At 63.0% G+C, this 24,300-nt stretch carries 27 protein-coding genes; 21 read left to right on the top strand and 6 right to left on the bottom strand.

Translation table 11 applies throughout. From position 1 onward, the window contains the following. The first annotated feature begins 60 nt into the window (after positions 1 to 60). From M0D65_RS11165 to aac(6'), 3 genes are all read left to right on the top strand, one after another. Positions 61 to 1,035, top strand: a complete 975-nt coding sequence (locus M0D65_RS11165) for a ribose ABC transporter (protein WP_266252722.1) — start codon at positions 61 to 63, stop codon at positions 1,033 to 1,035. Continuing rightward, positions 1,032 to 1,805, top strand: a complete 774-nt coding sequence (locus M0D65_RS11160; protein WP_266252721.1) for an ATP-binding cassette domain-containing protein — start codon at positions 1,032 to 1,034, stop codon at positions 1,803 to 1,805. Before M0D65_RS11165 ends, M0D65_RS11160 begins: the two co-directional genes overlap by 4 nt. 64 nt (positions 1,806 to 1,869) lie before the next feature. After that, positions 1,870 to 2,334: an aminoglycoside 6'-N-acetyltransferase gene (gene aac(6') / locus M0D65_RS11155; protein ID WP_266252953.1), complete on the top strand. Its 465-nt coding sequence runs from the start codon at positions 1,870 to 1,872 to the stop codon at positions 2,332 to 2,334. On the opposite strand, the gene M0D65_RS11150 is transcribed toward aac(6'), so the two are convergent. Next, positions 2,259 to 3,884 carry an FAD-dependent monooxygenase gene (locus M0D65_RS11150; RefSeq protein WP_266252720.1) on the bottom strand — a complete coding sequence of 542 codons (1,626 nt, stop codon included), beginning with the start codon at positions 3,882 to 3,884 and terminating at the stop codon, positions 2,259 to 2,261. The two genes, aac(6') and M0D65_RS11150, sit on opposite strands and share 76 nt — an antisense overlap. 67 nt (positions 3,885 to 3,951) lie before the next feature. Between M0D65_RS11150 and M0D65_RS11145 the strand changes: the two genes are divergently transcribed. The 4 genes from M0D65_RS11145 to M0D65_RS11130 all read left to right on the top strand — a co-directional run bounded on the left by M0D65_RS11145 (position 3,952) and on the right by M0D65_RS11130 (position 6,257). Further along, on the top strand, positions 3,952 to 4,542 hold the full coding sequence (locus M0D65_RS11145) for a TetR/AcrR family transcriptional regulator C-terminal domain-containing protein (RefSeq protein ID WP_266252719.1): 591 nt from the start codon (positions 3,952 to 3,954) through the stop codon (positions 4,540 to 4,542). Between the two features lie 11 nt (positions 4,543 to 4,553). After that, complete coding sequence (locus tag M0D65_RS11140) at positions 4,554 to 5,099, top strand: GNAT family N-acetyltransferase (protein WP_266252718.1); 546 nt, start codon at positions 4,554 to 4,556, stop codon at positions 5,097 to 5,099. Between the two features lie 75 nt (positions 5,100 to 5,174). Then, complete coding sequence (locus tag M0D65_RS11135) at positions 5,175 to 5,777, top strand: DJ-1/PfpI family protein (RefSeq protein WP_266252717.1); 603 nt, start codon at positions 5,175 to 5,177, stop codon at positions 5,775 to 5,777. Between the two features lie 51 nt (positions 5,778 to 5,828). Beyond that, entirely contained in the window at positions 5,829 to 6,257 is a 429-nt protein-coding gene (locus M0D65_RS11130) for an ACT domain-containing protein (RefSeq protein ID WP_266252716.1), read from the top strand. Between the two features lie 47 nt (positions 6,258 to 6,304). Here M0D65_RS11130 and M0D65_RS11125 read toward each other — a convergent pair whose 3' ends face one another. Both M0D65_RS11125 and M0D65_RS11120 read right to left on the bottom strand, forming a co-directional pair. Next, on the bottom strand, positions 6,305 to 6,739 hold the full coding sequence (locus tag M0D65_RS11125; RefSeq protein WP_266252715.1) for a zinc-binding dehydrogenase: 435 nt from the start codon (positions 6,737 to 6,739) through the stop codon (positions 6,305 to 6,307). Then, positions 6,687 to 7,274, bottom strand: a complete 588-nt coding sequence (locus M0D65_RS11120; protein WP_266252714.1) for an alcohol dehydrogenase catalytic domain-containing protein — start codon at positions 7,272 to 7,274, stop codon at positions 6,687 to 6,689. Before M0D65_RS11120 ends, M0D65_RS11125 begins: the two co-directional genes overlap by 53 nt. 163 nt (positions 7,275 to 7,437) lie before the next feature. On the opposite strand from M0D65_RS11120, the gene M0D65_RS11115 reads away from it, so the two are divergent. The 4 genes from M0D65_RS11115 to M0D65_RS11100 all read left to right on the top strand — a co-directional run bounded on the left by M0D65_RS11115 (position 7,438) and on the right by M0D65_RS11100 (position 11,416). Beyond that, the gene (locus M0D65_RS11115; RefSeq protein WP_266252713.1) at positions 7,438 to 8,022 is read left to right on the top strand and encodes a TetR/AcrR family transcriptional regulator; all 585 of its coding nucleotides are present in this window, start codon (positions 7,438 to 7,440) and stop codon (positions 8,020 to 8,022) included. A gap of 154 nt (positions 8,023 to 8,176) precedes the next feature. After that, positions 8,177 to 9,865 carry a tetratricopeptide repeat protein gene (locus tag M0D65_RS11110; protein WP_266252712.1) on the top strand — a complete coding sequence of 563 codons (1,689 nt, stop codon included), beginning with the start codon at positions 8,177 to 8,179 and terminating at the stop codon, positions 9,863 to 9,865. A 48-nt stretch (positions 9,866 to 9,913) separates the two neighbouring features. Then, the gene (locus M0D65_RS11105) at positions 9,914 to 10,741 is read left to right on the top strand and encodes an alpha/beta hydrolase (RefSeq protein ID WP_266252711.1); all 828 of its coding nucleotides are present in this window, start codon (positions 9,914 to 9,916) and stop codon (positions 10,739 to 10,741) included. Positions 10,742 to 10,804: 63 nt separating this feature from the next. After that, positions 10,805 to 11,416, top strand: a complete 612-nt coding sequence (locus M0D65_RS11100; RefSeq protein WP_266252710.1) for a 2'-5' RNA ligase family protein — start codon at positions 10,805 to 10,807, stop codon at positions 11,414 to 11,416. Between the two features lie 52 nt (positions 11,417 to 11,468). On the opposite strand, the gene M0D65_RS11095 is transcribed toward M0D65_RS11100, so the two are convergent. Beyond that, positions 11,469 to 11,612 carry a hypothetical protein gene (locus M0D65_RS11095; RefSeq protein ID WP_266252709.1) on the bottom strand — a complete coding sequence of 48 codons (144 nt, stop codon included), beginning with the start codon at positions 11,610 to 11,612 and terminating at the stop codon, positions 11,469 to 11,471. A gap of 258 nt (positions 11,613 to 11,870) precedes the next feature. Here M0D65_RS11095 and M0D65_RS11090 point away from each other — a divergent pair, with 258 nt between their 5' ends. From M0D65_RS11090 to M0D65_RS11045, 10 genes are all read left to right on the top strand, one after another. After that, entirely contained in the window at positions 11,871 to 12,278 is a 408-nt protein-coding gene (locus tag M0D65_RS11090; protein ID WP_266252708.1) for a DnaJ family domain-containing protein, read from the top strand. An 89-nt stretch (positions 12,279 to 12,367) separates the two neighbouring features. Continuing rightward, positions 12,368 to 12,976: a tRNA adenosine(34) deaminase TadA gene (tadA, locus tag M0D65_RS11085; protein ID WP_266252952.1), complete on the top strand. Its 609-nt coding sequence runs from the start codon at positions 12,368 to 12,370 to the stop codon at positions 12,974 to 12,976. Between the two features lie 35 nt (positions 12,977 to 13,011). Further along, entirely contained in the window at positions 13,012 to 13,938 is a 927-nt protein-coding gene (ldcA, locus tag M0D65_RS11080) for a muramoyltetrapeptide carboxypeptidase (RefSeq protein WP_266252707.1), read from the top strand. A 366-nt stretch (positions 13,939 to 14,304) separates the two neighbouring features. After that, on the top strand, positions 14,305 to 15,021 hold the full coding sequence (locus tag M0D65_RS11075) for a GntR family transcriptional regulator (protein WP_266252706.1): 717 nt from the start codon (positions 14,305 to 14,307) through the stop codon (positions 15,019 to 15,021). Positions 15,022 to 15,334: 313 nt separating this feature from the next. Then, positions 15,335 to 16,828 carry an NCS1 family nucleobase:cation symporter-1 gene (locus M0D65_RS11070; protein ID WP_266252705.1) on the top strand — a complete coding sequence of 498 codons (1,494 nt, stop codon included), beginning with the start codon at positions 15,335 to 15,337 and terminating at the stop codon, positions 16,826 to 16,828. A 49-nt stretch (positions 16,829 to 16,877) separates the two neighbouring features. After that, a complete protein-coding gene (locus tag M0D65_RS11065) occupies positions 16,878 to 17,723 on the top strand; it encodes an aspartate/glutamate racemase family protein (protein ID WP_266252704.1) in 846 nt (281 codons plus the stop codon). Positions 17,724 to 17,878: 155 nt separating this feature from the next. Further along, a complete protein-coding gene (gene puuE, locus M0D65_RS11060; protein ID WP_091013635.1) occupies positions 17,879 to 18,829 on the top strand; it encodes an allantoinase PuuE in 951 nt (316 codons plus the stop codon). Beyond that, complete coding sequence (uraD, locus tag M0D65_RS11055; protein ID WP_266252703.1) at positions 18,826 to 19,347, top strand: 2-oxo-4-hydroxy-4-carboxy-5-ureidoimidazoline decarboxylase; 522 nt, start codon at positions 18,826 to 18,828, stop codon at positions 19,345 to 19,347. Before puuE ends, uraD begins: the two co-directional genes overlap by 4 nt. Positions 19,348 to 19,426: 79 nt before the next feature. Next, entirely contained in the window at positions 19,427 to 20,437 is a 1,011-nt protein-coding gene (gene alc, locus M0D65_RS11050; protein ID WP_266252702.1) for an allantoicase, read from the top strand. A 5-nt stretch (positions 20,438 to 20,442) separates the two neighbouring features. After that, positions 20,443 to 20,955 carry an ureidoglycolate lyase gene (locus M0D65_RS11045; RefSeq protein WP_266252701.1) on the top strand — a complete coding sequence of 171 codons (513 nt, stop codon included), beginning with the start codon at positions 20,443 to 20,445 and terminating at the stop codon, positions 20,953 to 20,955. A gap of 6 nt (positions 20,956 to 20,961) precedes the next feature. Here M0D65_RS11045 and M0D65_RS11040 read toward each other — a convergent pair whose 3' ends face one another. Both M0D65_RS11040 and M0D65_RS11035 read right to left on the bottom strand, forming a co-directional pair. Continuing rightward, on the bottom strand, positions 20,962 to 22,056 hold the full coding sequence (locus M0D65_RS11040; protein WP_266252700.1) for a hypothetical protein: 1,095 nt from the start codon (positions 22,054 to 22,056) through the stop codon (positions 20,962 to 20,964). Next, positions 22,053 to 24,293: an FAD-binding protein gene (locus tag M0D65_RS11035; protein ID WP_266252699.1), complete on the bottom strand. Its 2,241-nt coding sequence runs from the start codon at positions 24,291 to 24,293 to the stop codon at positions 22,053 to 22,055. Before M0D65_RS11035 ends, M0D65_RS11040 begins: the two co-directional genes overlap by 4 nt. Positions 24,294 to 24,300 lie beyond the last annotated feature (7 nt).

Genomic DNA, 24,300 nt, shown 5'->3' with positions numbered 1-24,300 from the left:
CTGCCCCGCGTGCGCCGCTGCGCGTACGCGGGCGTTACTGCCGGCTTCCTGGAAGATTCGATGGATAACTCACGGCTCGATAGACTCGCCCTGATCAGCAAGGTGTGGCCCTGGCTTTTCCTGGGGGCGCTACTGGTGTTCTTTGAAGCCTGGGCGCAGATATCCGATCATCGCTCGTTCATCTTCAACGCCTACAACCTGCAATCGATCGGACTCGCGGCCAGCGCGCCGCTGCTGCTCGCGATCGGCCAGACGTTTGTGATTATCACGGCCGGCATCGACCTGTCGGTGGGATTCGTGATGGGACTCGCCGCCGTGTGTGTCGCGCAATTTACGCTACTGGGCGGCGGCTCGCCGTGGGTCATGCTGTTTTCGGTTCCGCTGACTGTCGCCGTGTGCGCGATTCCCGGGCTCGTGAACGGCGTACTGATCGCGTGGCTCGGTGTACCTGCTTTCATCGGCACGCTCGGCATGTATGGCGTTGCGCGCGGCGCGGGATTTCTGGCCGCGGGGAGCGGCATGACCGTGGCCGTGGACAACGCCGGTCTCGTCTGGCTCGGTCATGGCTGGACGCCGGTCGTGCTGACCGTTGTGTTGCTGCTCGTCATGCACTGGGTGCTGTCGAAGACGCGCTTTGGCCAGTACACGTATGCGATCGGCGGCAATCCGCAGTCGGCGATTCGCGCCGGCATCAATGTCAGGCGCCATCTGCTCGTGATCTATCTGATCGCTGCGGCGTTTGCCGCGATTGGCGGCATCGTCTATACGGCGCGTTTTGCCGCAGGCGCCGCGAATGCCGGTGAGCCGATGCTGCTCGATTCGATCGCGGCGGTCGTGATCGGTGGGGCGAGTCTGTTTGGCGGGACCGGTAACGTTATCGGCACGTTGATCGGCGCGCTGATTATCGCGGTGATCGAGTTCGGGCTCGTGTTCATCGACGTCAACGCGTTCTGGCAATTTATCGTGGTCGGCATCGTGATCATCATGTCGGTGCTGATCGATCAGTACAAGGACCGGCTCGGAGGCGCGCAATGAGCACGCCGATTCTCGAAGCACGCGACATCTCGATCCGCTTTGGCGGTGTGGAGGCGCTGCGGCACGTGTCGTTGCAACTGATGGCCGGTGAGGTGCTGGCACTGGCCGGTGACAACGGCGCGGGCAAGTCGACGCTGATCAAGATCATCTCCGGTGTCTACCATGCCGATGCGGGGCAGTTGCTGTTCGACGGTGCGTCTTTGCAACTGCGCGATCCGCAGGATGCTCGTGCGCAGGGGATCGAGACGATCTACCAGGATCTCGCGCTTGCCGACAACCTCGATGTAGGTAGCAATATCTTCCTCGGACGCGAGCCGACGCGTCGTCAGTTCGGGCTTGAGGTGATCGACCGGCTACGCATGACCGAGGTCGCGCGTGAAGTGCTCGAGCGGCTCGATATCGTGATTCCGGAGCGCAAGCTTAGAGGGCCGGTGAAGATGCTCTCCGGTGGTCAGAGACAGGCCATTGCAATCGGTCGCGCCATCTACTGGAATGCGCGTGTGCTGATCATGGACGAGCCGACGGCGGCGCTCGGTGTGCCCGAACAGCGCAAGGTGATGGAGTTGATTGCCGCGTTAAAACAGCAGGGCGTATCGGTGATTTTGATCTCGCATAACCTGCACGATATCTTTGCCATTGCCGACCGGATCGTCGTGTTGCGGCGTGGGGAGGTTGCCGGTGAGCGGCTCGTGGCGGGGACCAGCGGTGACGAGATCGTGCATCTGATGGTGGGCGATACGTATGCGAATGCGCGTGGAGCGGGGCGATGAGTGGGAGCGCGGGTTGTTGCGGCTCGTCGCTGGGTAGATAACCTGACGGAGTACCTGTTTGAGCGTGCCTCACGTTTCTTTTACGGTTCGAGCGGTTCTGCCCAGTGACATTTCGGCATGGTGTTCGTTGCGACGCCTGCTCTGGCAACACGTCAGCGACGACGATCACCTCCTCGAAGCTCGGGAACTGCTCGCCGACCCACATCGCTATGTGACGTTCATCGTGTTATCTGACGATAACGCACCAATTGGCTTTGCCGAAGCCGCGGTGCGTCGCGACTACGTCAACGGCTGCAAGACATCGCCCGTGCTGTTTCTCGAAGGTATTTACGTCGTCCAGGAGATGCGCCGGGCAGGAATTGCGAGTGCGTTGTGTGCCGCTATCGGTCAATGGGGATCTGACCATGGCTGCATGGAATTCGCGTCCGATACACAGGTCGGCAATGCTCATGCTCAAGCGTTGCATCGAGCACTCGGCTTTGAAGAAACCGAGCGAGTCGTGTTCTTCCGGAAACGCCTTATACCCTGATCGAGCGCATCGTCCGAACGCTCCTGCACAAATCCATCTGGCCGCACAGTCACCACGCCGTCGTCGGGCAGACACGTCAACGTGTACCAGCTGTCCTCGTCATCGACGAATGCGAAATCCTTGCCAACGACATAGGTGACAGGTGTGCGTGAGTCCAGGGAAGGGCGACTCGACGCTTGCACCGACGCCTTTGGGCCAGCCAGCAACACATAGCTGTCGCCGAACAGATCCAGCGTCGAGATCCGTTGACCGTTATGTCGAATCCAGGCGTGCGGGAAGCGCGTCCCGGTCTGCGCCTGCAGATGAGCGACCAACTCCGATGCATCGCCGGCAGACGACATATTTGCATCGAGATAGCGATGCCGCAGCAACAAGGCACCGGAATCGAGCAGATCTCCGAAAAAATCGTGGTTGGCGGGGGTTTCCATGCCAAAGCGCGCATCGAAATCCGAACGCAACAACGCCTGATGGCCATTGCGCACAGCCAGCGGCCGCCGCTCGCTCTCATAACTGTCGAGCAGCGCCGGTCCCGCCTCGCCGCGCAGCGTGGCGGCGATTTTCCACGCGAGATTGTGGGCATCCGCGATGCCGGTCGTGGCGTTGAAACCGCCCCACGGCGGCATCAGGTGCGCAGCGTCGCCGCACAGGAAAGCGCGACCCACCCGATAGCGCTCCGCAATCGACACCCCGGTACTCCACGTACCGTGGCTCAGGATCTCGATATCGATATCGGTGAGGCCGATCGCGGCCCGAACCAGATCGGGCAACGCGCTGTCAGCCGGCGGCCCTTGCGCCGGATCGTATTCGAGGTGGAACGACCACTTGTCCGTGTTGTTCATCGCGAGGAACAGGCCGCGCACCTTCTCGTTCGCGATTTCACACTGGCTGAAAGTGCGGCCCTCCACGGCCTGAGCCAGATCGGCGCGAAAGAAGATATTGACCAGGTGTTGGGGGGCGGGCGTCTCGCTCATGCCGATACCCAACTGTCTGCGCACGAAGCTACGCCCTCCGTCGGCAGCGAGCAGCCAGCTGGCCTCGATAGTCGTTTCCTGGCCATCTTTGGCGCGTACGGTGGCGACCACGACGTCGCCGGAACCGGACTCGGCGAACGACACGAGTTCATGACCGAAGCGCACATCGCCGCCGCGCGTTTCCAGGTGCTGGCGCAATATTGGCTCGATCAGCGTCTGCGGGCACGCACCGAAGCTCGACGGCGAGGCACCGGCCGCCGCTATCTTCGAGCGCATCGTTGCGACGTCGACGATCGATTCCGCGTTGATCAGCGTTTCCCCACGTCGCGCGCCACCGAACGCGCCTTGCTTCCAGGCCGTAGCCGCTGCTGCCTTGACCGCTTCCTCAACGCCGATCTGACGAAACAGCTCCATCGTGCGCAAGTGGATGCCACGGGCACGCGGTAGTGGCGAAACCCCCTCGTTTTTCTCGACGAGGATGAAGGGAACACCAAGACGCTGGAGGAACAGGCCGGCGGACAGCCCGACCAGCCCACCACCGATGATGAGCACCGATGTGCGGATAGGGGGAACAGGCATGCTCGGCTCCTTCGTGCTAAAGTCTATCGGCGATAAGTATATCTATCAATGATAGAGAAAATCAAGCATGGCAAAAATTCGACGTGACGAAGTGGTGAGTGCGGCGCTGGAACTCCTCGACGTAGTTGGGCTGGATGGCCTGTCGACAAGGCGTCTTGCCGAGAAACTCGGTGTGGAGTCGGCAACGCTCTACTGGCATTTCCGCGACAAGTCGGCGCTTCTTGCCGAGATGGCCTCTTTGGTACTGGCGCGGCATCACACGCTCGACGTGCCCGAGGACAGCGCAGACTGGCCGGTCTGGTTTGCCGATAACGCGCGCAGTTTCCGCAGAGCGCTTCTGACCCATCGCGATGGCGCACTGCTGCATGCGGGGACCACGCCGAACCAGGACGAGCTTGCGCGGATAGTGCCGAAAGTGGCCTACCTTGTGCGCGCAGGTTTCAGCGAACCGGACGCGCAGATGGCGTTGCTGGCGGCGGGTCAGTTCACGCTCGGTTGCGTGCTGGAAGAGCAGGCGCGTGACACGGGCGGTGCGTCATCCGATACAGACAGGAACACCGCGGCAGCAGCGCCCGGCCCGGAGATAAATCCCATCGATCCCGACGTGGCCTTTGAGTTTGGACTGGGTCTGATAATCAACGGTCTTCGCAACAGTTAATGGTTACCGGTATGTCCTTATCCACTCCGACACTGCACACCGCCCGTCTGCTATTGCGTCCTTTCACGCAAGCCGATACGGATGCGATCTTTGCGTTGCACAGCAGCCAGTACGTGCTGCGCTACTGGGACGCGCCGCCCTGGAAAACGCACGAGCAGGCAGAGCGCTTCATCGAGGTTTGCCGGCAGTTCGAGCAGGAAGGCACCGGCGCGCGGCTCGCCATCGAGCGTGCCGCCGACGGTGTGTTCATCGGCTGGTGTGGTCTGTTCCGCTGGAATCCGGACTATCGCAGCGCGAAGATGGGCTACTGCCTCGATGATTCGGCATGGGGCCAGGGCTTTGCCACCGAAGCGGCCGGCGCGGTGTTGCAGTGGGCATTCGATACGCTGGACCTGAACCGTGTTCAGTCCGAGGCGGACACGCGCAACACGGCATCGAGCCGCGTGCTGGAGAAGCTCGGATTTGTCCGCGAAGGCACGTTGCGCGAAGAGTGCATCGTGAATGGCGAGGTATCGGATTCGTGGGTCTATGGGCTTCTGCGGCGGGATTGGAAGTAATCGCAATTGTTTGAATGTATCGGCGGTCGGCTTTACGATGACGCAACACAACGGCACGCTTAGCACGAGATCCTCATGCATATCGCCATCCTGACTTTCGAAGGCTTCAACGAACTCGACTCGCTGATCGCGCTGAACATCCTGAACCGCGTCAAGAAGCCGGGGTGGCGCGTGTCGATCGCCAGTCCGTCGGCCAAAGTACGTTCGATGAACGGCGTGGTGGTCGAGGCGCAAGCGTCGCTAGAGGAAGCATGCGACGCCGACGCAGTACTCGCGGGCAGCGGCGTACGAACCCGCGAAATCGTCGCCGACACCGCATTGATGTCGCAATTGAAGTTCGATTCGACGCGCCAGTTGCTCGGTGCGCAGTGCTCGGGCACGCTCATGTTCGCGAAGCTGGGCCTGCTCGGCGACGTTCCAGCGTGCACGGACCTGACCACCCGGCCGTGGGTCGAGGAAGCGGGCGTGGCTGTGCTCAATCAGCCGTTCGTCGCGAAGGGAAATGTGGCGACCGCGGGCGGCTGCCTGTCGTCGCAGTATCTGGCCGCCTGGTTCATCGCGCGACTGGAAGGTGTCGATGCGGCGCGCAGCGCGATCCATTATGTCGCGCCGGTCGGGGAGAAAGAGGTCTACGTGGAGCGCGCGCTGGCGAACATTGCGCCGTATCTCCCGGGCTGACAAACAGAGCGCCCGTGCGCGTAGCGTGATTCAACCTGCACAGAGAAACCTTTGAGCCAACCCATCACCGATCTCGACAAGCTGCTCGCATCGATGCGCCCTGAGTTAAACGCGGGCGTCTACGTGTATTCGTCCGTTCCACTCGATGCCGATATCAAAACGCTGACACCGCTCGCGACATTTCGCGAGCAAGAGGGACTGACGCTGATCGTCGATGAAGCAACGGCGCAACGCGCAGGACTACCGGTACTGTTTCGTGCCGCGTGGATTACGCTCACCGTGCATTCCGACCTGCACGCGGTGGGCTTGACCGCCGCGTTCGCGCAAGCACTCGGTGACGCGGGTATCAGTTGCAACGTGGTCGCAGCGGCTTTTCACGACCATATTTTTGTGCCCGTCGAGTCCGCGGCGGATGCGCTGACGCAGTTGTCCCGTCTGCAGCGTCAGGCGCAACAGAAAGCTACGCCTGACGCGGATTGATTCGCGTTGCCGTGAGCGCGTTGCGCCGCTTTCAGGCAACTACGTCCTTAACCTCCAACTTTCAGCAGAATTTTTCCGCCTCTTGCCTGATGCGCGATAGCAGCAGCGATTTCCTCGAGCGGATATACGGCCGCCACGGGAACAGTGACTTCGCCCGAAGTCACCATCGTTGCCGCTCGCATGATCGCGTGGGGAATCTCTTCGGCGAACTCCGGATTACCCATGGAAAATCCGCGCACGGTCAGATCCTTGAAGATGACCTCGCGAGCGCTGAGTGTCATGGGGGCGAAGCTCTCGGCAGCGTACGAGACGAGGGTGCCGCGCGACCCCAGTAGCCTGGCGAGGCGTCCAGTCGCGTCGCCCGCGACGCCATCCAGCGCAAGTTGTATGCGCTTTTCGCCCAACGCATCGACGACTTTCCTGTACGCGTCATCGTCGTCCAGCAACACCAGTTCGCATCCCGCTTCGCGCGCGGCGCTCATCGCCTCGGCGCGTCGTACCAGGCCGATTGTCTTCACACCCTTTTTGCCGGGCAAAACCGGCTATCCAGCGCGCTATTGCCGAATTGGCCGCGTTGGCTACGATCCAGTCGCCCCGTTGCAACTGCACGTACTTATCGAGCAACAGGTGGGCGGACGGCGGATTGATGCTGAGCATAGCCAGTTGCTGCGGGTCGGCACCGGCGGGAAGCGCGGCCACGCTGTTCGCGTTGATCACCATCCGCTCGCGCCAGGTAAAGTGGCCGAGTGGAATCGCGACACGGTCGCCGGTCTTGAGGTGGCCGACACCGCTGCCGATCTCAAGTACACGCCCCACACCTTCGTTGCCGATGACAGAGGGCAACTCGGGTCGCAGAGGATACAAGCCGCGCGCGACGAGAATGTCGCTGAAGTTCACTGGCGCATACTCGACTCCCACCAGTACCTGATCCGCACCCGGACTGGCAGGCTCGGGCAACTCGCGCAATTCGAGTCCCGTTGCGGGGTCGCCATAGGCGGTTAGCACAGCAGCTTTCATGATGAAATCCTCTTCGATGGACATCGGGGCAACCAGGGCGCCTCGACATAACTTAAGCAATCGCGAGTTGCAGAGTCTCGGACTATAATCTGTCGGTCGGTCGTAATGCAGAATCAGTATTACGATCGTACTTCACAATGTCAAGCTCTTTTCGTGAGGAATCGTGGGATATTCACAGGCAGACAAGGCGCTCAGCAGGGAGCGAATTCTCGAAGCGGCCGCGCGGCAAATCAGCGAGCATGGCCTCGACAGTGTCAGTGTCGCGGACGCCATGGGAAGCGCGGGCTTGACCAAAGGCGCCTTTTACGCGCACTTCACATCGCGTGAAGCCATGATTGCGGAAGCCGCCGAGCGGGTCATGCAGCGTGGGCAAGCGCACCTCGACCACTTCTTCCAGGTCAAGAAAAAGCCGACGGTCGCGGAGATCGTGGATGCATGGCTCAACCAGAGGCACATCGAGAGCCTCGATGGCGGGTGCGGGGTATGCGCGTTAGCGGGTGAGGCGCGATACGCCGGGCCGGAGGTGCGCGAAGTGATCGCCGGTCAATTCAGGAAAAACGTCGGGCAGATTGCTCAGGCGCTCGGGGGAGACGAGGCAGCCAATGCAAGAGCCACCGCCATCCTGACTGCCATAGTGGGCGCGGTGAGCATGGCCCGCGCGGTGGGTAACCCCGAACTCGCGCGAGCGATCCTCGACAACACTCGCGCGATGGTGTCTCATCCGGCCTTTGATAAGCCGGGCTTGTGACCGCCAGATACGCAGCGTCGAGGAACGCCTTGCACATCTACTGCTAGACTTCACGCATCCGCGAATATCGACGCGGATAAATGGCTGCACCGTTTCACGATCGCGAAGGTATCGTCGGACTGTGCTCCCCTGATCGAAGCCTCTTACTCCATTCATGTCTCTTTTCCTGTCCGCATACGCCGCGCATCAGGCCGGCCGTTTCCAGGAAGCTGCCGACGGCTATCTTCAGGTGCTCGCCCAAGAGCCGCAGCATGCCGACGCGCTGCATCTACTCGGCCTGCTACGCGCCGACGCGGGCGATCCGGCCAGTGGCGAGGCGTTGATGCGTCAGGCAATCGCGCAGAGCGAAGACCCCGTGTATCTCGCGAACCTCGGCAATCTGCTCGCCAAGCAAGGCCGTCTCGCAGAAGCCGAAGCAATGTGCCGCCGCGCAGTAGAACTTGGGCCGCGCCACGTGCCGGGTCACTACAACCTCGGTAACGTGCTGATGGAGCGTCAGCGCTTCGACGAAGCGGAAGCGGCGTTTCTGCACGCAGTCGAAATCGATCCCCACGCAACCGGTGCACTGAACAATCTCGGCACGATCTACGTGCGCGACAAACGGTTTTCCGATGCGTATGCGGTGTATCTCCGGGTGCTCGAAATCGATCCGCACTATGTGCACGCACACTACAACCTCGGCCTGCTGATGTTGCGCACCGATCGCATCGAGGAAGCCGAACTCGCCTTGCGCCAGACACTCGCAATCGATCCCGCGCATGTCGACGCGCGCAACGATCTCGGCACGGCGCTCAGACTGCTCGGGCGTCCGGCACAAGCCGAAGCGATGTACCACGAAGCGCTCGAGCGCAGGCCGGATTTCGCCGATGCCCACTGGAACCTCTCGATACTGTTGCTCGGCCAGGGGCGCTACGAAGAGGGCTGGCCGCACGGCGAGTTTCGCTACCATGCGGGCAGAAATACGCGTACCGATGTCCCGCAGCTCGACTATCCGCGGTGGCAGGGGCAAGCGCTGACCGGCAAGTCGCTCGTGATCTGGCCGGAGCAGGGTTACGGCGACTACCTTCAGTTCGTGCGCTATGTGCCGCTGCTGAAGGCACGAGGTGTCAAGCATCTCGCATTGATTTGCCCGGAACCGCTCGCGGCGTTGCTCGCGACGGTCGATGGAGTCGACGAAGTTACGACGTCGCTCAAGCCGGCGCGCACGTACGACTACTGGTTGTTCTTCATGAGTCTGCCGATGCTTCTCGGTACGACGCTCGACACGATTCCCGCGTCTTTGCCGTATCTGCGTGTGCCGCCCGGACGACTCGAGCGCTGGCGCGACCGCCTGCCCGCTGACGGCTTCAAGGTCGGCCTCGTCTGGCGCGGCTTCACGGGGCATCAGAACGACGACGCCCGGTCGCTACCGGGCCTTGCGACGCTTGCGCCGTTATGGTCGGTGCCGGGCGTGCGTTTCGTCAGCCTGCAGAAGGGCGCGGCCGAGGAAGAAGCCGCGCGCGCCCCCGCGCATCAGCCGGTCATTCCAGTCGGGCCCGATCTCGCGGACTTTGCGGACACGGCGGCCGTGATTGCCCAACTGGATCTGGTCATCACCGTCGATACCGCGGTCGCGCATCTGGCCGGTGCACTCGGCAAACCGTGCTGGGTGCTGCTGTCGAAGTACTGGACCGACTGGCGCTGGATGCAGCCGCGCAGCGATTCGCCGTGGTATCCGCAGGCGCTGCGTCTGTTTCGCCAGAGCCGTCCCGGCGATTGGGACGAGGTCGTGCAGCAGGTCGTTGCGGCGCTCGGCAGCCGGGTCGCGCAGGCATCGGCGGGTTCTCGCAATGAGTCCGCATGACGACGTACGTTTGCATTGCCGGATGACCTGCGCACGGAGGCGCACGAGATGACCTTGCTTTATCGCGGCATGGACCGCGCCACGCTCGATACGGCCTACAACAACGTCAAGGCCGCCGCCGATTTCCCCGGCACGTTGGCGCGATTTCAGGAACAAAGCGAAGCGCTCTATCGCGCGGTGCCCGGTCAACGCGACCTTCGCTACGGTGCGCAGCCGCGTCAACGGTTCGACTGGCTGCCGTGCGGTCGGCCCGATGCGCCGACCTTCATCTTCATTCACGGCGGCTACTGGCAGAACTGCACCAAGGAAGATTTCGCGTTCGTCGCGAGCGGGCCGCTCGGTTGCGGCTTCAACGTCGTGCTGGTGGAATACACGCTGGCGCCGGTTGCATCGATGACGCAGATCGTCGACGAGATCGGCCGGCTGCTCGATCATCTTGCAGCGGACACAGGCACCGCCGGTTTCGGCGGGCGCCCCGTGTGCCTGAGCGGGCATTCGGCGGGCGGGCAACTGGCCGCGTTGTATCGCGCGCACGCCGGCATCACCTACGCGATGCCGATCAGCGCGCTCGTCGATCTCGAACCGATCGGCTTGTCCTGGCTGAACGACAAGCTGCAACTGACAGCGGTAGAGATCGCTGCGTACAGCCCATTGCGCCACATCGGCCAGGGCGTACCGATGACGGTGAGTGTCGGCGCGGCCGAGTTACCGGAACTCGTGCGGCATTCGAGCGACTATGCGCACGCGTGCAACGAGCGGGGCGAACAGGCGGCCTATCTGCCTGTACCGGAGTGCACGCATTTTTCGGTGCTCGACGATCTGGCGGCACCTGATGGCGTGCAGATGAATGCGCTCGCGCGGGCCATGTCGATCTGATCGGGTCGAGCTCGCCGCATCGCCGGGCACATACGTGGGTGACGACAATCTCGAGGAGACGTCGTGGCGACACAGCTTTTGCTGGACGGATTCGAGAATCTGCCTGGGCCGACAGACCGGCTCTTCTTCGCGATCCGTCCCGACGATGAAGCTGCTGCCCATATCGAGCGGCTGGTGGCGCGCCTGCGGATCGCATCGGGGCTGACGAACAAGCCGATTACCCGCGAGCGGCTGCATATCACGCTGTTCTGGCTCGGCGATCACTTCGGGTTGCCGCAAAAGATCGTCGATCTGTTGCATCTCGCTGCCGCGCAGGTTGGCACAGGCGCAGCCCCATTCGATGTCGAGTTCGATCGTGTGGAGTATTTTGGGCGCCGCGCGGACAACAAGCCGCTGGTGTTGCGCGCCGCGCCCGGTGCGCCCGGCATTGCGGCGCTCGGTGCGTTTCGCGAATCGCTGGGGGCGGCGATCGGATTCAGCGAAGCGAAAAGACGGACAGCGAGTTTCACGCCACATGTCACGCTGCTTTACGACACACCGCCGGTGGCGCGGCAAGTCGTGCATAAGATCGGCTGGCCGGTGCGCGAATTTTTTCTTGTTCATAGCCTGCTGGGGCAGTCGCGGCACGAGGTGCTGGGGCGATGGACGCTCGGCGGCGAACTGCCTGTGCGTTAGCGGCCGGGGGCGGTGCACAGGCTGAGGGCGGTGCTCCCCCCGAAGCAATCGATCAGAAGCGCATGCCCGTTCCGCAGCCGCCGGCAAAGCCGCCACCGCTACCACCTGCGCCACCGCAGAAAACTCCGCATCCGGAGAGCAGGAGGGCGGCCGATACGGCGGCAATCGCGAGTACTGGGCGGAAAAACCGTTTCATTGGAATCCCTCCTTTGCTTGATGGTTGACAGGGCCTACTAGGCCCACAAGACCCGTGGGTCTGGTCGATTGCGCCAGTTTACAGGCTGTTTGCAGCGCCGACGCTGTTATTCGCCGAGGCGCCCGATCGCCCGGACCGCCCGCCGGGCCACGTTTTCCCGGGAATGGCGGGCCTGCTAGAGGCCACGCACGATGACGCCGACGCCCACCGGGGCGGCTCCCTGATAAAATGCGCGGGCCGCAACGTAGTGGATGACCGATGAAATTGCTTGATGCGTTAGTCGAACAGCGCATTGCCGCCGCAGCCGCGCGTGGCGAGTTCGACGATTTGCCCCGTGCCCGGGCGCCGCTCGCGCTCGACGACGACCTGCTCGTGCCGGAGGAGGTCCGCATCGCGAACCGGATCCTGAAGAACGCGGGCTTCGTGCCGCCCGCCGTCGAGCAGTTGCGCGCGCTCTGCGATCTGCGCGACGACCTCGACGCCGCGGGCGACAAAGCTGCCCGTTGCAGTCTGCAGGCCCGCATGCTGGCGCTCGATATGGCGCTCGAATCGCTGCGCGGCGGCCCGCTGGTGCTGCCGCGCGAATACTGCCGGCGCATCGCCGAACGCCTGTCGGAGCGGGTTTCCGCCGATCCGGGCGGCAGCGGCGAAGCAGGCATGGCGTGAGCACTCCGCAGCCGCCGGGCGAGACGCCGGCCACCGCTGATGGGGCCACTGACAGCGCCGCACAAAATCTGCTTTCCACTTCCCCCGATGTGAGCCGCGACGTTCCGACGTCGCCGGCTGCGGCGCCTTCCCCCCTTGTTTCCGAACGCGATCGTCGCTTCATGGCGCTTGCCCAGGCGGCCGCCGAAGAAGCGCGGGCCGCGGGCGAGGTCCCCGTCGGTGCGGTGCTCGTGCGCGGCGACGAAGTGATAGCGACGGGGTTCAACCATCCGATCGGCGGTCACGATCCTTCCGCGCACGCCGAGATGGCCGCGCTGCGTGCCGCGGCGCAGGCACTCGAAAACTACCGGCTGCCGGGCTGCGAACTCTATGTCACCCTCGAACCGTGCCTGATGTGCGCCGGCGCGATCATGCACGCGCGCATTGCCCGTGTGGTGTTCGGCGCGCGCGACCCGAAGACGGGCGCGTGCGGCAGCGTCGTCGATGCGTTTGCGAATCCGCAGCTCAATCACCACACCGAGGTGATCGGCGGCGTGCTGGAGGACGAGTGCGGTGCCGCGCTGAAGACTTTCTTCGTCGACCGGCGTCGCGCGAGCAGGGAAGCAAGGGCGGCTCGGGCCGCCCTTGCGGCCCAAACCCCGGCAGCGCAGTCTTCGGGTTCGCCGGACACGCCACCTTCCGATTCCGCCGACTTCTGACCCAACCCGATTTTTCCCCTTCGTTGCCCTTGCCCATGACCGCCCACCGCACCATCGAGCTGATCGCGCCTTCAGGCTACCCGTACGACCAGGAGGCGGCGCAGCGCGCGCTGCAAAGGTTGCGCGCGCAAGGACATCGCATCGAAGGGCTGGACGCGACGCAGCGCTGCTATCAGCGTTTTGCGGGCACCGACGGCGAACGTGCCGCCGATCTGAACCGTCTCGCCGATACTTCGCGCCCACTGCCCGATATCGTGCTCGCGGTACGTGGCGGTTACGGGGCGACGCGCATCCTGCACGGGCTCGATTACGAAGGGTTGCAGCGCCGCTTGCGTGACGCACCGGTCGCGCTCGTCGGCTACAGCGATTTCACTGCGATCCAGCTCGCGCTGTATGCGCGCGCGGGAGTGAAGACGTTTGCCGGGCCGATGCTGCTGAGCGATTTCGGCGCGGAAACGCCAAGCGAATTCACGATGCAGCACTTCTGGAATGCGCTCACGAAACCGACCTTCACCGTGACGAGCGACACCCATCAGGCGCAGTCCGCCGACGTGACCGGCATGCTATGGGGCGGCAATCTCGCGGTGCTCTCGTCGCTGGTGGGCACACCGTATATGCCGCCGGTGCAGGGCGGCATCCTCTGGCTCGAGGACGTCAACGAACAGCCGTTCCGGGTCGAGCGGATGATTTATCAGCTGCATCTGGCGGGCATCCTCGCGCAGCAGCAGGCGTTGGTGCTGGGCGACTTCTCCGGTGCCAGATTATTCGACTCCGACAACGGCTACGACCTGCACGCGATGATCGAGCAGGTCAGGTCGGTCATCGGCATTCCGGTGATCACCGGGCTGCCGTTCGGCCACATTGCCGACATCGTGACGCTGCCGTTCGGCGCCGATGCGCACCTCGTCGCCGATCCACACGGCTTCCAGCTGACCGTCTCGAACTATCCGCATCTGGGCTGAGCGGGCGGCCGGCGGTAGTGCGGCTTGCGTCTGTCCACGTCTTCGTTATCCGCCGATGTGCGCTATCCGCTGCGAGAGCGGGGCGGTGGATAGCGCACGTCGTGAACGCCCGTCTGTCGCAACTAACTGCCGGTCACGAATCCGTACGCATTGGTTCGTCGAGCGCGATCCTCGAAAATATTGTCAACAAAATATGCGGCGGAATCGTGGCTTGTCATGCCCAGAAGACCAGGATTTTCCCTTAAAAAACGACGTATCTCCACGGTGACAAGGGCAAGTCAGGTTGAATTGCCAATCATTGACAGCAAAAATTGTTGACAATTTTAATGTCCAACCTAAGATGCTCTCCATAACGGAACGCACATCATGTCCGACCGAACTTCAGCTTCTTCCGCAGGTAACCGGCCCGAGGCCATCGCCGAACGCATTCGCGACGCGATCCTCGAACATCGACTCGCGCCGGGCGCCAAGCTGACCGAAGCGCAGTTGTGCGAGGTGTTCGACGTCAAGCGCGGGCCGGTGCGCCAGGCGCTTGCGCTGCTCGCGACCGACCGGCTCATCGATCTCGAGCCGAACCGTGGCGCGTTTGTCGCGAGTCCGTCGCTGCAGGAAGTGCACGAGGTGTTCGAGATGCGCCGCATCATCGAGCTGGCCGTTGTCGAGCGGATCTGCTCGGGGCACGGCACGCGCCGGTTGAAGGGCATCGCCAGCATGATCGGCCGCGAGCGCAAGGCGTTCGAGACGCGAGACTTTTCCACGTGGATCCGCCTGTCGGGCGAGTTCCACACGGAGCTGGCCGCGCTGACGGGCAACACGGTGCTGTGCGATTGCCTGAACGGGCTCGTTGCGCGCTCGACGTTGATCTCGGCGCTGTACGAATCGATTGGTCAGAGCCCGTGCTCGGTCGAAGATCACGAAGCCGTTCTGGCCGCGCTCGACGCCGGCCATACGCAGGGAGCCGCAGCGCTGATGGCGCGCCACCTGCAAAGCGTCGAGTTGAAGATGCTGGATCGTCCTGCGCGCGGCGCCGCCGATCTACACGAAGTGTTCGGCACACGAGGCGCAAAGCCCGCGCCAATCTGAAGCAATCCGCGCGCACACGCTCAGGCGTGGTGCGCGTCGCACTGAATTCGAACTGAACGACCACCACCGTGCGATGGCCAGCGTAGTGCGCTGTCCATCGCGTGGAGGGACGCCCACGTCCAGCCCAGACGCAGGCGAACGCGCTCCGGTATGAGTCCGCGCTCATACCGGGGCGATAAAAACCAGTACGTATGTACGGAGACACTCGCGGCGCCTGCAGGCGCGCAGCCCCGGCCATAGCGGCCCGGCCGCTGGCATGCAGGATGCAATGCCCTTCGATTCGCAATCGACGGTCCCATCTCAAGGAGGAGTCATGGCTCAGTTCAGTGCAGCACCGGGTAACCCTGCCAGCGCCACAATGCCGGCATTCGAAGAGGGCAGTTCGACGCCCGGCGCGCCGCTGCCCGCCGGCTACAGCGAACGTCTCTACAACGAAGACCTCGCACCGCTGCGGCATCAAACCTGGAGCGCGTACAACATCTTTGCGTTCTGGATGTCGGACGTGCATAGCGTCGGCGGTTATGTGTTTGCGGGCAGCCTGTTCGCACTCGGTCTGACGAGCTGGCAGGTGCTGATCGCGCTGCTGGTCGGCATTACGATCGTCAATGTGCTGTGCAATCTGATCGCGCGGCCGAGCCAGCAGAACGGCGTGCCGTATCCGGTCGCGTGCCGCGCGACGTTCGGCGTGCTCGGTGCGAATATTCCAGCGGTGATCCGTGGCTTGATCGCCGTTGCGTGGTACGGCATCCAGACCTACCTGGCCTCGAGTGCGCTCGTCATCGTCGTGCTGAAATTCATCCCGCAGCTTCTTCCGTATGCGGACGTGCATCACCACGGCTTCATGGGCCTGTCGACGATCGGTTGGGCCGGCTTCATGTTGCTGTGGGTGCTGCAGGCGCTCGTGTTCTGGAACGGCATGGAGACGATCAAGAAGTTCATCGACTTCGCCGGGCCGGCCGTCTACATCGTGATGTTCATACTCGCCGGTTACATGGTGTGGCGTGCGGGCTGGCGCAACATCGGCATCAACCTGGGCGGCGTCAAATATCATGGGCTCGAAGTCGTACCGGTGATGATCACGGCGATCTCACTCGTCGTGTCGTATTTCTCGGGGCCGATGCTGAACTTCGGCGACTTCTCGCGCTACGGCAAGAGCTTTCGCAGCGTGCAGCGCGGCAACTTCTGGGGCCTGCCGGTCAACTTCCTTGCGTTCTCGCTCGTCACGGTGATCACGACGGCGGCCACGCTGCCGGTATTCGGCGAGCTGATTACCGATCCCGTCGAAACAGTCGGCCGCATCGACTATCCGACCGCGGTGATACTCGGCGCACTGACGTTCACGATCGCAACGATCGGCATCAACATCGTGGCGAACTTCGTGTCGCCGGCATTCGATTTCTCGAACGTTGCGCCGCGCCTGATTAGCTGGCGCGCGGGCGGCATGCTGGCCGCGGTCGCATCGATTTTCATCACGCCGTGGAACCTGTTCAACAACCCCGAGGTGATTCACTACACGCTCGACGTGCTCGGCAGTTTCATCGGGCCGCTGTATGGTGTGCTGATCATCGACTTCTACCTGGTGAAGCGGCAGAAGATCGTGCTTGACGATCTGTACACCGTGTCCGAATCGGGCAGCTACTGGTATCGCGGCGGTGTGAATTACAAGGCGGTCGCAGCACTGCTGCCAGCGGCGGTGATTGCGATTGTCTGCGTGCTGGTGCCGGGACTGAACGGGCTCGCGAATTTCTCGTGGTTTATCGGCGCGGCGCTTGGCGCGGGGTTCTACATGATGTTCACGCGCAGATGAGATAGCCATTGAAGCGACAACCGAAGTTGCAATTCAAGCAGGAGCAGACATGCGTATCAAACTGATCAACCCGAACACGACGTGGCGCATGACCGACGCGATGGCGCGTTGTGCACGCGAAGTCGTCGCGCCCGGCACGGAGCTGATCACCGTGAGCCCGCCGATGGGGCCGCCATCGATCGAAGGCTACTACGACGAAGCGCTCGCCACTCCTGGGCTGCTCGCCGAAGTCGCCGCGGGCGAGCGCGAGGGCTGCGACGGCTACGTGATCGCGTGCTTCGGCGATCCCGGTCTCTACGCCGCACGCGAGTTGGCGCGTGGCCCCGTGATCGGTATCGCGGAAGCGGCGATGCACGCGGCGAGCGTGCTCGCGCCGGGGTTTTCAGTGGTGACGACGTTGGCGCGCACGCGCGGCATGGCATGGCATCTCGCCGAGCGGTACGGCATGACACGCTTTTGCCGCAACGTGCGCGCCACCGATGTCGCCGTGCTCGATCTCGACCGTCCCGGCTCGGCGGCACGCGCGATCATTCTCGACGAATGTCGCCGCGCGCTCGACGAAGACGGGTCGGACGCGATCGTGCTCGGTTGCGCGGGGATGGCTGAGCTGTGCGCGGAAATCGAGGATGCGCTGGGTGCGCCGGTGATCGAAGGCGTGACCGCCGCGGTGAAATGGGTCGAGGCGCTGGTTGCGCTGCGCCTCGCGACCGCGAAGCGCGGCGACTATGCACGGCCGCTGCCGAAGCGCTACGACGGCGAATTCGAGCGGTTTAGTCCCGAGCTGGCCGGCGGTACGCCATCCAGCGGGCCAGGTGGCGCACCAGGTCGGGTAAACGCGAGCGTAACCGCACCCGGCGCCGAACCGCAGCGGCAGCCGCACATACACCCGGTCTGACTCGCACTATCTGCCCGTGTGTATGGGCGCATCCGGGCGTTTTCGCTACACTCGTTGCATCGTGGCGTCCGTATTCGAACGTCGGGGATACATGTCGGTATCCCGCGTTCCACGCCTCTTTTCACCGCGTCGCTAGACCGCTTTTCGTCCATACCATGTCATTCGATTCGAATTACCCGCGCGATCTGATCGGCTACGGCCGCCACCCGGTGCAGGCGAACTGGCCGGGGCGCGCACGCGTCGCCGTGCAGTTCGTGCTGAACTACGAAGAGGGCGGCGAGAACTGCGTGCTGCACGGCGATCCGGCGTCGGAACAGTTTCTGTCGGAAATCGTCGGTGCAGCGGCTTATCCGTCGCGGCATATGAGCATGGAGTCGATCTACGAATACGGGTCGCGCGCCGGCGTTTGGCGCATCCTGCGCGAGTTCGAAAAGCGCAGCCTGCCGCTCACCGTGTTTGGCGTCGGCATGGCGATCGAGCGGCATCCGGAGCTCGCGCGCGCATTCGTCGAGCTGGGGCATGAGATTGCGTGTCATGGGTATCGCTGGATTCACTACCAGGACATGGCGCCGGAGCGCGAAGCGGAACATATGCGGCTCGGCATGGAAGCGATCGAGCGCGTGACCGGCGAGCGGCCGCTCGGCTGGTACACCGGTCGCGACAGTCCGAACACGCACCGGCTTGTCGCCGAATACGGCGGCTTCCTGTACGACTCGGACAACTACGGAGACGATCTGCCGTTCTGGCTCGACGTCGAAGTGACGGGCGGCGTCAACGTACCGCAACTGATCGTGCCGTACACGCTCGATACCAACGACATGCGTTTCGCCTCACCGCAGGGCTTCAATACCGCGGATCATTTCTTCACCTATCTGCGCGACGCGTTCGACGTGCTCTACGAAGAGGGCGATGAAGCACCGAAGATGCTGTCTGTCGGCATGCACTGCCGGCTGCTCGGCCGCCCGGGGCGGTTCCGCGCATTGCAGCGGTTTCTCGACCACATCGAGCAGCATGATCGCGTGTGGGTGACACGGCGCGTAGATATCGCGCGACACTGGCGCGACCATCATCCTTATCAACCCCTTTCCCGCGGGGCCGCGGCATGAAGGCGATGCATTACACACTCGACCAGCTCAATCACAGTTCAACCGACGCGTTCGTCGCGGCGCTGTCCGGCATTTTCGAGCATTCGCCGTGGGTGGCCGAAGTCGCCGCTGGCGCGCGGCCGTTTGCGAGCATCGACGCGTTGCACGCGACCATGACGCACGCGGTGGAAAGTGCCGACGAAGCGATCCAGCTCGCGCTGATCAACGCCCACCCGGAGCTGGCCGGCAAGGCTGCGGTACGCGGCGAGCTGACAGAAGAGTCGACGCGAGAGCAGAGTGGCGCCGGACTCGATCAATGCACGCGCGAAGAATTCGAACGACTGGTGAGCCTGAACACGGCGTATCGCGAGAAGTTCGGCTTTCCGTTCATTCTCGCGGTGCGCGGCTACGACCGGCACGGCATCATCGCGAACTTCGAAGCGCGCGTGAGTCATAACCGTGCCGAAGAATTGCGCGCGAGCCTTGACCAGATTTACCGGATCGCGCGCTTCAGGCTCGACGATCTGATCGAAGCGTAGCGCGCGCGTTAACCAACATTGCAACATTGCAACCGCCGGCCACCGACGCCGGCATCCATAGACAGAAAGGAAGACAACGATGGCACTCCCGATTCTCGACCCTAACGCACCGGACTTCACGCGTCGCTATGTGAATCTGGCGGACCCGCGTCTCGGCGCGCAGGCGCTCGAGGCCAGCGACGATTTCTTCGCGCCGAAGGAACGCATGCTGAACCCGGAACCGGCCGTCTTCATTCCCGGCAAGTACGACGACAACGGCAAATGGATGGACGGCTGGGAAACCCGCCGCAAGCGTTCGAGCGGCTACGACTGGTGCGTCGTGAAGCTGGCGCGGCCGGGTGTGATCAAGGGGCTTGATCTCGACACGAGTCACTTCACCGGCAACTTTCCGCCGGCGGCATCGGTGGAGGCGGCGCGCGTCGTCGACGGCGCACCGGGTGCTTCGACGCAGTGGACCGAGATCGTCCCGTCGACCACCTTGCAAGGCAACAGCCATCACTATCTCGACGTGACCGACGCCAACGCGTGGACGCATCTGCGCGTGAACATCTATCCGGACGGCGGTATCGCGCGTCTGCGCGTATATGGTCAGCCGCAGGTCGACTGGGCCGGTGCAAGTCGCACTGAGTTGTTCGATCTGGCGGCGATGGAAAACGGTGCATACCTGGTCGGCGCGAACAACCAGCACTTCGGTGCTGCCTCCACGCTGCTGATGCCGGGTCGCGGCGTCAACATGGGCGACGGCTGGGAAACGCGACGCCGTCGCGAACCGGGCAACGACTGGGCGATTTTCGCGCTCGCGCAGCCGGGTGTGATCCGCAAGATCGAAGTCGATACGGCGCACTTCAAGGGCAACTATCCGGATCGCTGCTCGATCCAGGCCGCGCGCGTGACGGGCGGCACTGACAGTTCACTGGTGACGCAGGCGATGTTCTGGCCGGTGCTGCTCGGCGAACAGAAGCTGCAGATGGACCGGCAGCATCATTTCGAAAGCGAACTGGCAGCGCTCGGCGTGGTCACGCACGTGCGCTTTAACATCATCCCGGACGGCGGCGTATCGCGCCTGCGTCTATGGGGCACGCTCGCCTGATCACGATGAACAAGCTCGTTATCGAACCGCTGACCCGCGCCGCGTTCGCCCCGTTCGGCGACGTGATCGAACTGGACGGCGCAAAGCAGATTCCGATCAACCTCGGCACGACGATCCGCTACCACGATCTCGCGCATGTCGATGTCGTCGATGAGGGCGGTCGTGCGCTCGTGAACCTGTTTCGCGGCCAGCCGCGCACGCTACCGTTCGAGGTGAAGATGCTCGAACGGCATCCGCTCGGCAGCCAGGCGTTCGTGCCGCTGAACGACAAGCCGTATCTGGTGGTCGTTGCGCCGGCGGGTGAACTCGATCCCCGTGTGATCCGCGCGTTCGTGACGAGCGGCTGGCAGGGCGTGAATTACGCGAAGGGCGTGTGGCACCATCCGCTGATCGCGCTCGGCGAAATTAGCGATTTCATCGTCGTCGATCGTGGCGGCGATGGGCTCAATCTCAACGAACAGGATCTCGACGAATCGTTGTGGTTGACTGAAGAGGCGCTGCAGGCGGTCGCGCTCTGAGCGGATTCAATAGTCGTACACATGCTCCGTCTCGAGACCGTCTTTCCCGGCCGCCGCCAGAAAGTCGGACAGGTCGCGAACCGGTATCAGCAGCGCGACGCGTCGGGTATGGGCGGGCATGGTTAGCGGCTGTTCGAACAGCACGCGGCCACTGGTCGCGGGCAATACCTGGTCGTCCTTCACCCACAGCGTGACCAGAATCACCGATCGGTTGCCGGCGATATCGGTGAGATGAATGCCCTGTTGCGCAAGCGTTGTCGCCGCCAGCCTGAAGTCGAAATAGCGCGGCAACGCAAGTAACGCCTGACCGTCCGGCAGGTGAGCAAGCACGCTGACATGGGTGGGCGCCGACCAGCCATCGGGCAGGTGGTCCACGACCACATCGGTGGTCATCAGCGCGGGCGTATAAGCGGCCCGCGTGGCCTTTTCGATCATCTTTCCATACACCGCCTTGATCGCGTATTCGGTGGTCAGCGCGTAGCGGCGTTCCCATTTGCGGATCAGCCCGGGTCCCCACAGCGGCACATCGCTCCAGAGGTGATGCAGGCGCGCGCTGAAATCGAACAGATACCACGGCTCCTGGCGGATGAAGTCGACGTACTCCTGCGCGGCCTGGGCACCGTAACGGTCTTCGTCAGTGAGCTTTTCTCCGCCGAGCAGCCAACTTGCGCGGCCCACGGTATTTTCATAGATCGAGCGCAGTGCGTATTCGATCGTGGTGCTCGACGCGATCACCCAGATCATCACGTGATAGCCGGGATTGAGCGGATAGTGGTCATGCAACTGCTCGCGCGTGACCGTTGCGTAGCTCGACCACAGCTGGCCGGTCTGGTCCAGAAACGGAAAATCGTGCGACGGCGCAATCCGGACGATCCGCGCGTATTCCGCGGGACTGTGCACGAGGTACCACTCGGGAAAGGTCAGCAGCGTCTGTTCGGTGCCGCGGCGATCGGCTACCGGTACGGGGCTCTGGTATGAGGTGCCCGGAGCCCCCTGTGTTGCGGAGGGCGTTGCCGCATGCACAGCTGGCGTCGAGACTGCGAGCACGATACCGATGACCACGCCGATAGCGAGAAGCGCATTGCGCAACGGCCACCTCATGCCGCTTCTCCAACGCGCACGAACGCCATCAGGATATTGTCCGATGGATCGCCGTGCTGGGTCAGGCGCGCGCCTGTATGGCGAAAACCTGCGGCTTCGATACGCGAGATCCAGTCGTCCACACTGGCGAAATGGCGTAATTCCGCCTGGTTGGTGTGCCACGTTTCGCCGAGCCCCGCGTTGAAGACCGTATGCGCGAGCGCGACGAATGCGTCCATGGTCGGTGTCGTCACATCGTGATCGCGAACCACGAAATACCCGCCCGGGCGGACGATTCGCGCAATCGAGTCGAGAAACGGCGCAAGCTTTGCCGGCGCCATATGGTGCAGACCGACAAAGCAGCTGACCAGATCCGCGCTGGCGGCAGGTAGTGCGATCGGAGCGTAGTCGTTCAAAGGCTGGAACCTGCCGATCGAGCCGAGCTGCCCGCGCTCGACGATATCGACCGGGCTCATGCCCGGCCGCACATCGTGAACCAGGGTGACCTCGCCTTTGAGATGCAGATACTTCTTCATGGCGCGCACGTAACGCCCTGTCGTGCCGATCTCAACGTAGTCTCGCAACGGCGCATCGCCTAGCAGCGTGGCGGCTTGCCGGCCCATTTCCGCTTTCTGCGTCGACAGGGACGGCAGCGCGTAGGTGAGCATCGCGAGGCGCGGTGTGATAGCGGGGAGACCCGCCTGGATCGCGCGATAAATACCCTCGTCACCCGAGTGTTCCGCCATCGACGCCTTGATCAACGTATGCAGGCGGTCTTCAGGCAACACGTGGAAGATGTTCTGCAGGAACGTATAGAAACGATCGGCTTCGTGCTCGTTACCGTAGATCGTCGAGAACAATGTGCCGCTGCTGTCTTCCTTTGTTGCCGCAGCGGTAGTCGACATCGGCGTCGTTTCTGGCGTGCCTCGCTCCGGCGCATAGTAGCGATCCCACAGCGCACCACGCAGTCGGTATTGCGGATCGAATTGCTGCTTGAGCGCAAACATTTCGCGCGCGCGCGGATAAGCGCGATGGAACTGTTCGTGGGTCGCGTGCAACTGATAGGGGAGATAGTAGGTGCCGCCCACCGCCAGCACCGCATCGATCAGTTCGCGCGTCCACACCGCGACGCGTTCGCGGGCATTGTCGCGCGTGCGCTGCTTGTAGTAGAGCACGAAGGCAAATGTCTCGCCGCGTGCCCACGCCATGACGGTGCGGTTGTCGGCGAGCGCGTGGCGGATCGAAATGTTGACGGCATTCACCCGATGTCGCGAGAGGATCTCCGAGAGCGCCTCTGCAAATTGCGTGACGACGGCCACGGGAACGAAATACTCCTGGAGCACGTACGTGCGCCGGCGACGCCCGACCGGTTCGAGTTCCGCGACGTCGTAACCGGCTTCGTAATTGCGCCAGTGCACCTTTTTGCCGAAATGCAGCAGCGGGTCGTACAGATACTCGCGCCGGAACTTGCCGAGCGGTGTCTCGGTGATGGCCCACAGAAAATACTTCGCTGCCAGAAACCCGCGGCTGAGCGGCTGCAATCGTCCCGACGTTGCCGGCTCGTCGGTCACTGTCCAACTGATGGCCCGGCCGCGTGTATAGCGCGGCGGATAGAGATCGAAATTGTGGAAGATCACGTCGTGATGGCCGCGCACGTTCTTGTCGAACCATGACTTGTAATCGACCGTGTGCATCTTGCGATCGCTGCGCTTGACCCGCGTATTGGGCGCGAGGTCGAGTTCCACTTCGGTGATGATGCCGACACCGCCATATCCGCCAATCGCCGCGTTGAACAACGTGGTGTTCGCAGAAGGCGTCGCGGTGACGACTTCGCCGCTCGCGAGCACGAGCGTAATGGCCCGTACCGACAGCACAACCGGCCCAAGGCCCATGTAACGCCCGTGCGCGTTCACCGACAGCGCACCACCTACCGTGAAGTTCGCGTAGGTCTGCATGATCTTGACGGACAGACCATGCGGATCGATGAAGTGCTGGATGTCGCACCAGCGGATGCCAGCCTGCACGCGAATCACCGATGTATGCGGCTCGAACCGGAGTATCCGGTTCATCTTGCGCATATCCAGATGCAGCGTACCCGGGCTGGCAGTGTGTCCGCCCATGCTGAAGTGACCGCCGCCTACCGATACCGGCAGATTGGTTTGCGTGAGCGCCTCGACGACTTCCTGCGTGGTAGCAGGCGTAGCGACTGAAAATACCGGGATCCGGTTTAGCTGGGTGACGTCGTTGACCGTTGCCATGTCTGCA

Origin of the sequence: Paraburkholderia sp. CHISQ3 (genome assembly GCF_030464945.1) — a bacterium.
GTDB lineage: Bacteria > Pseudomonadota > Gammaproteobacteria > Burkholderiales > Burkholderiaceae > Paraburkholderia > Paraburkholderia megapolitana.
The sequence above is the reverse complement of the archived record's forward strand: the minus strand, read 5'-3'. Positions and strand labels throughout refer to the sequence as shown.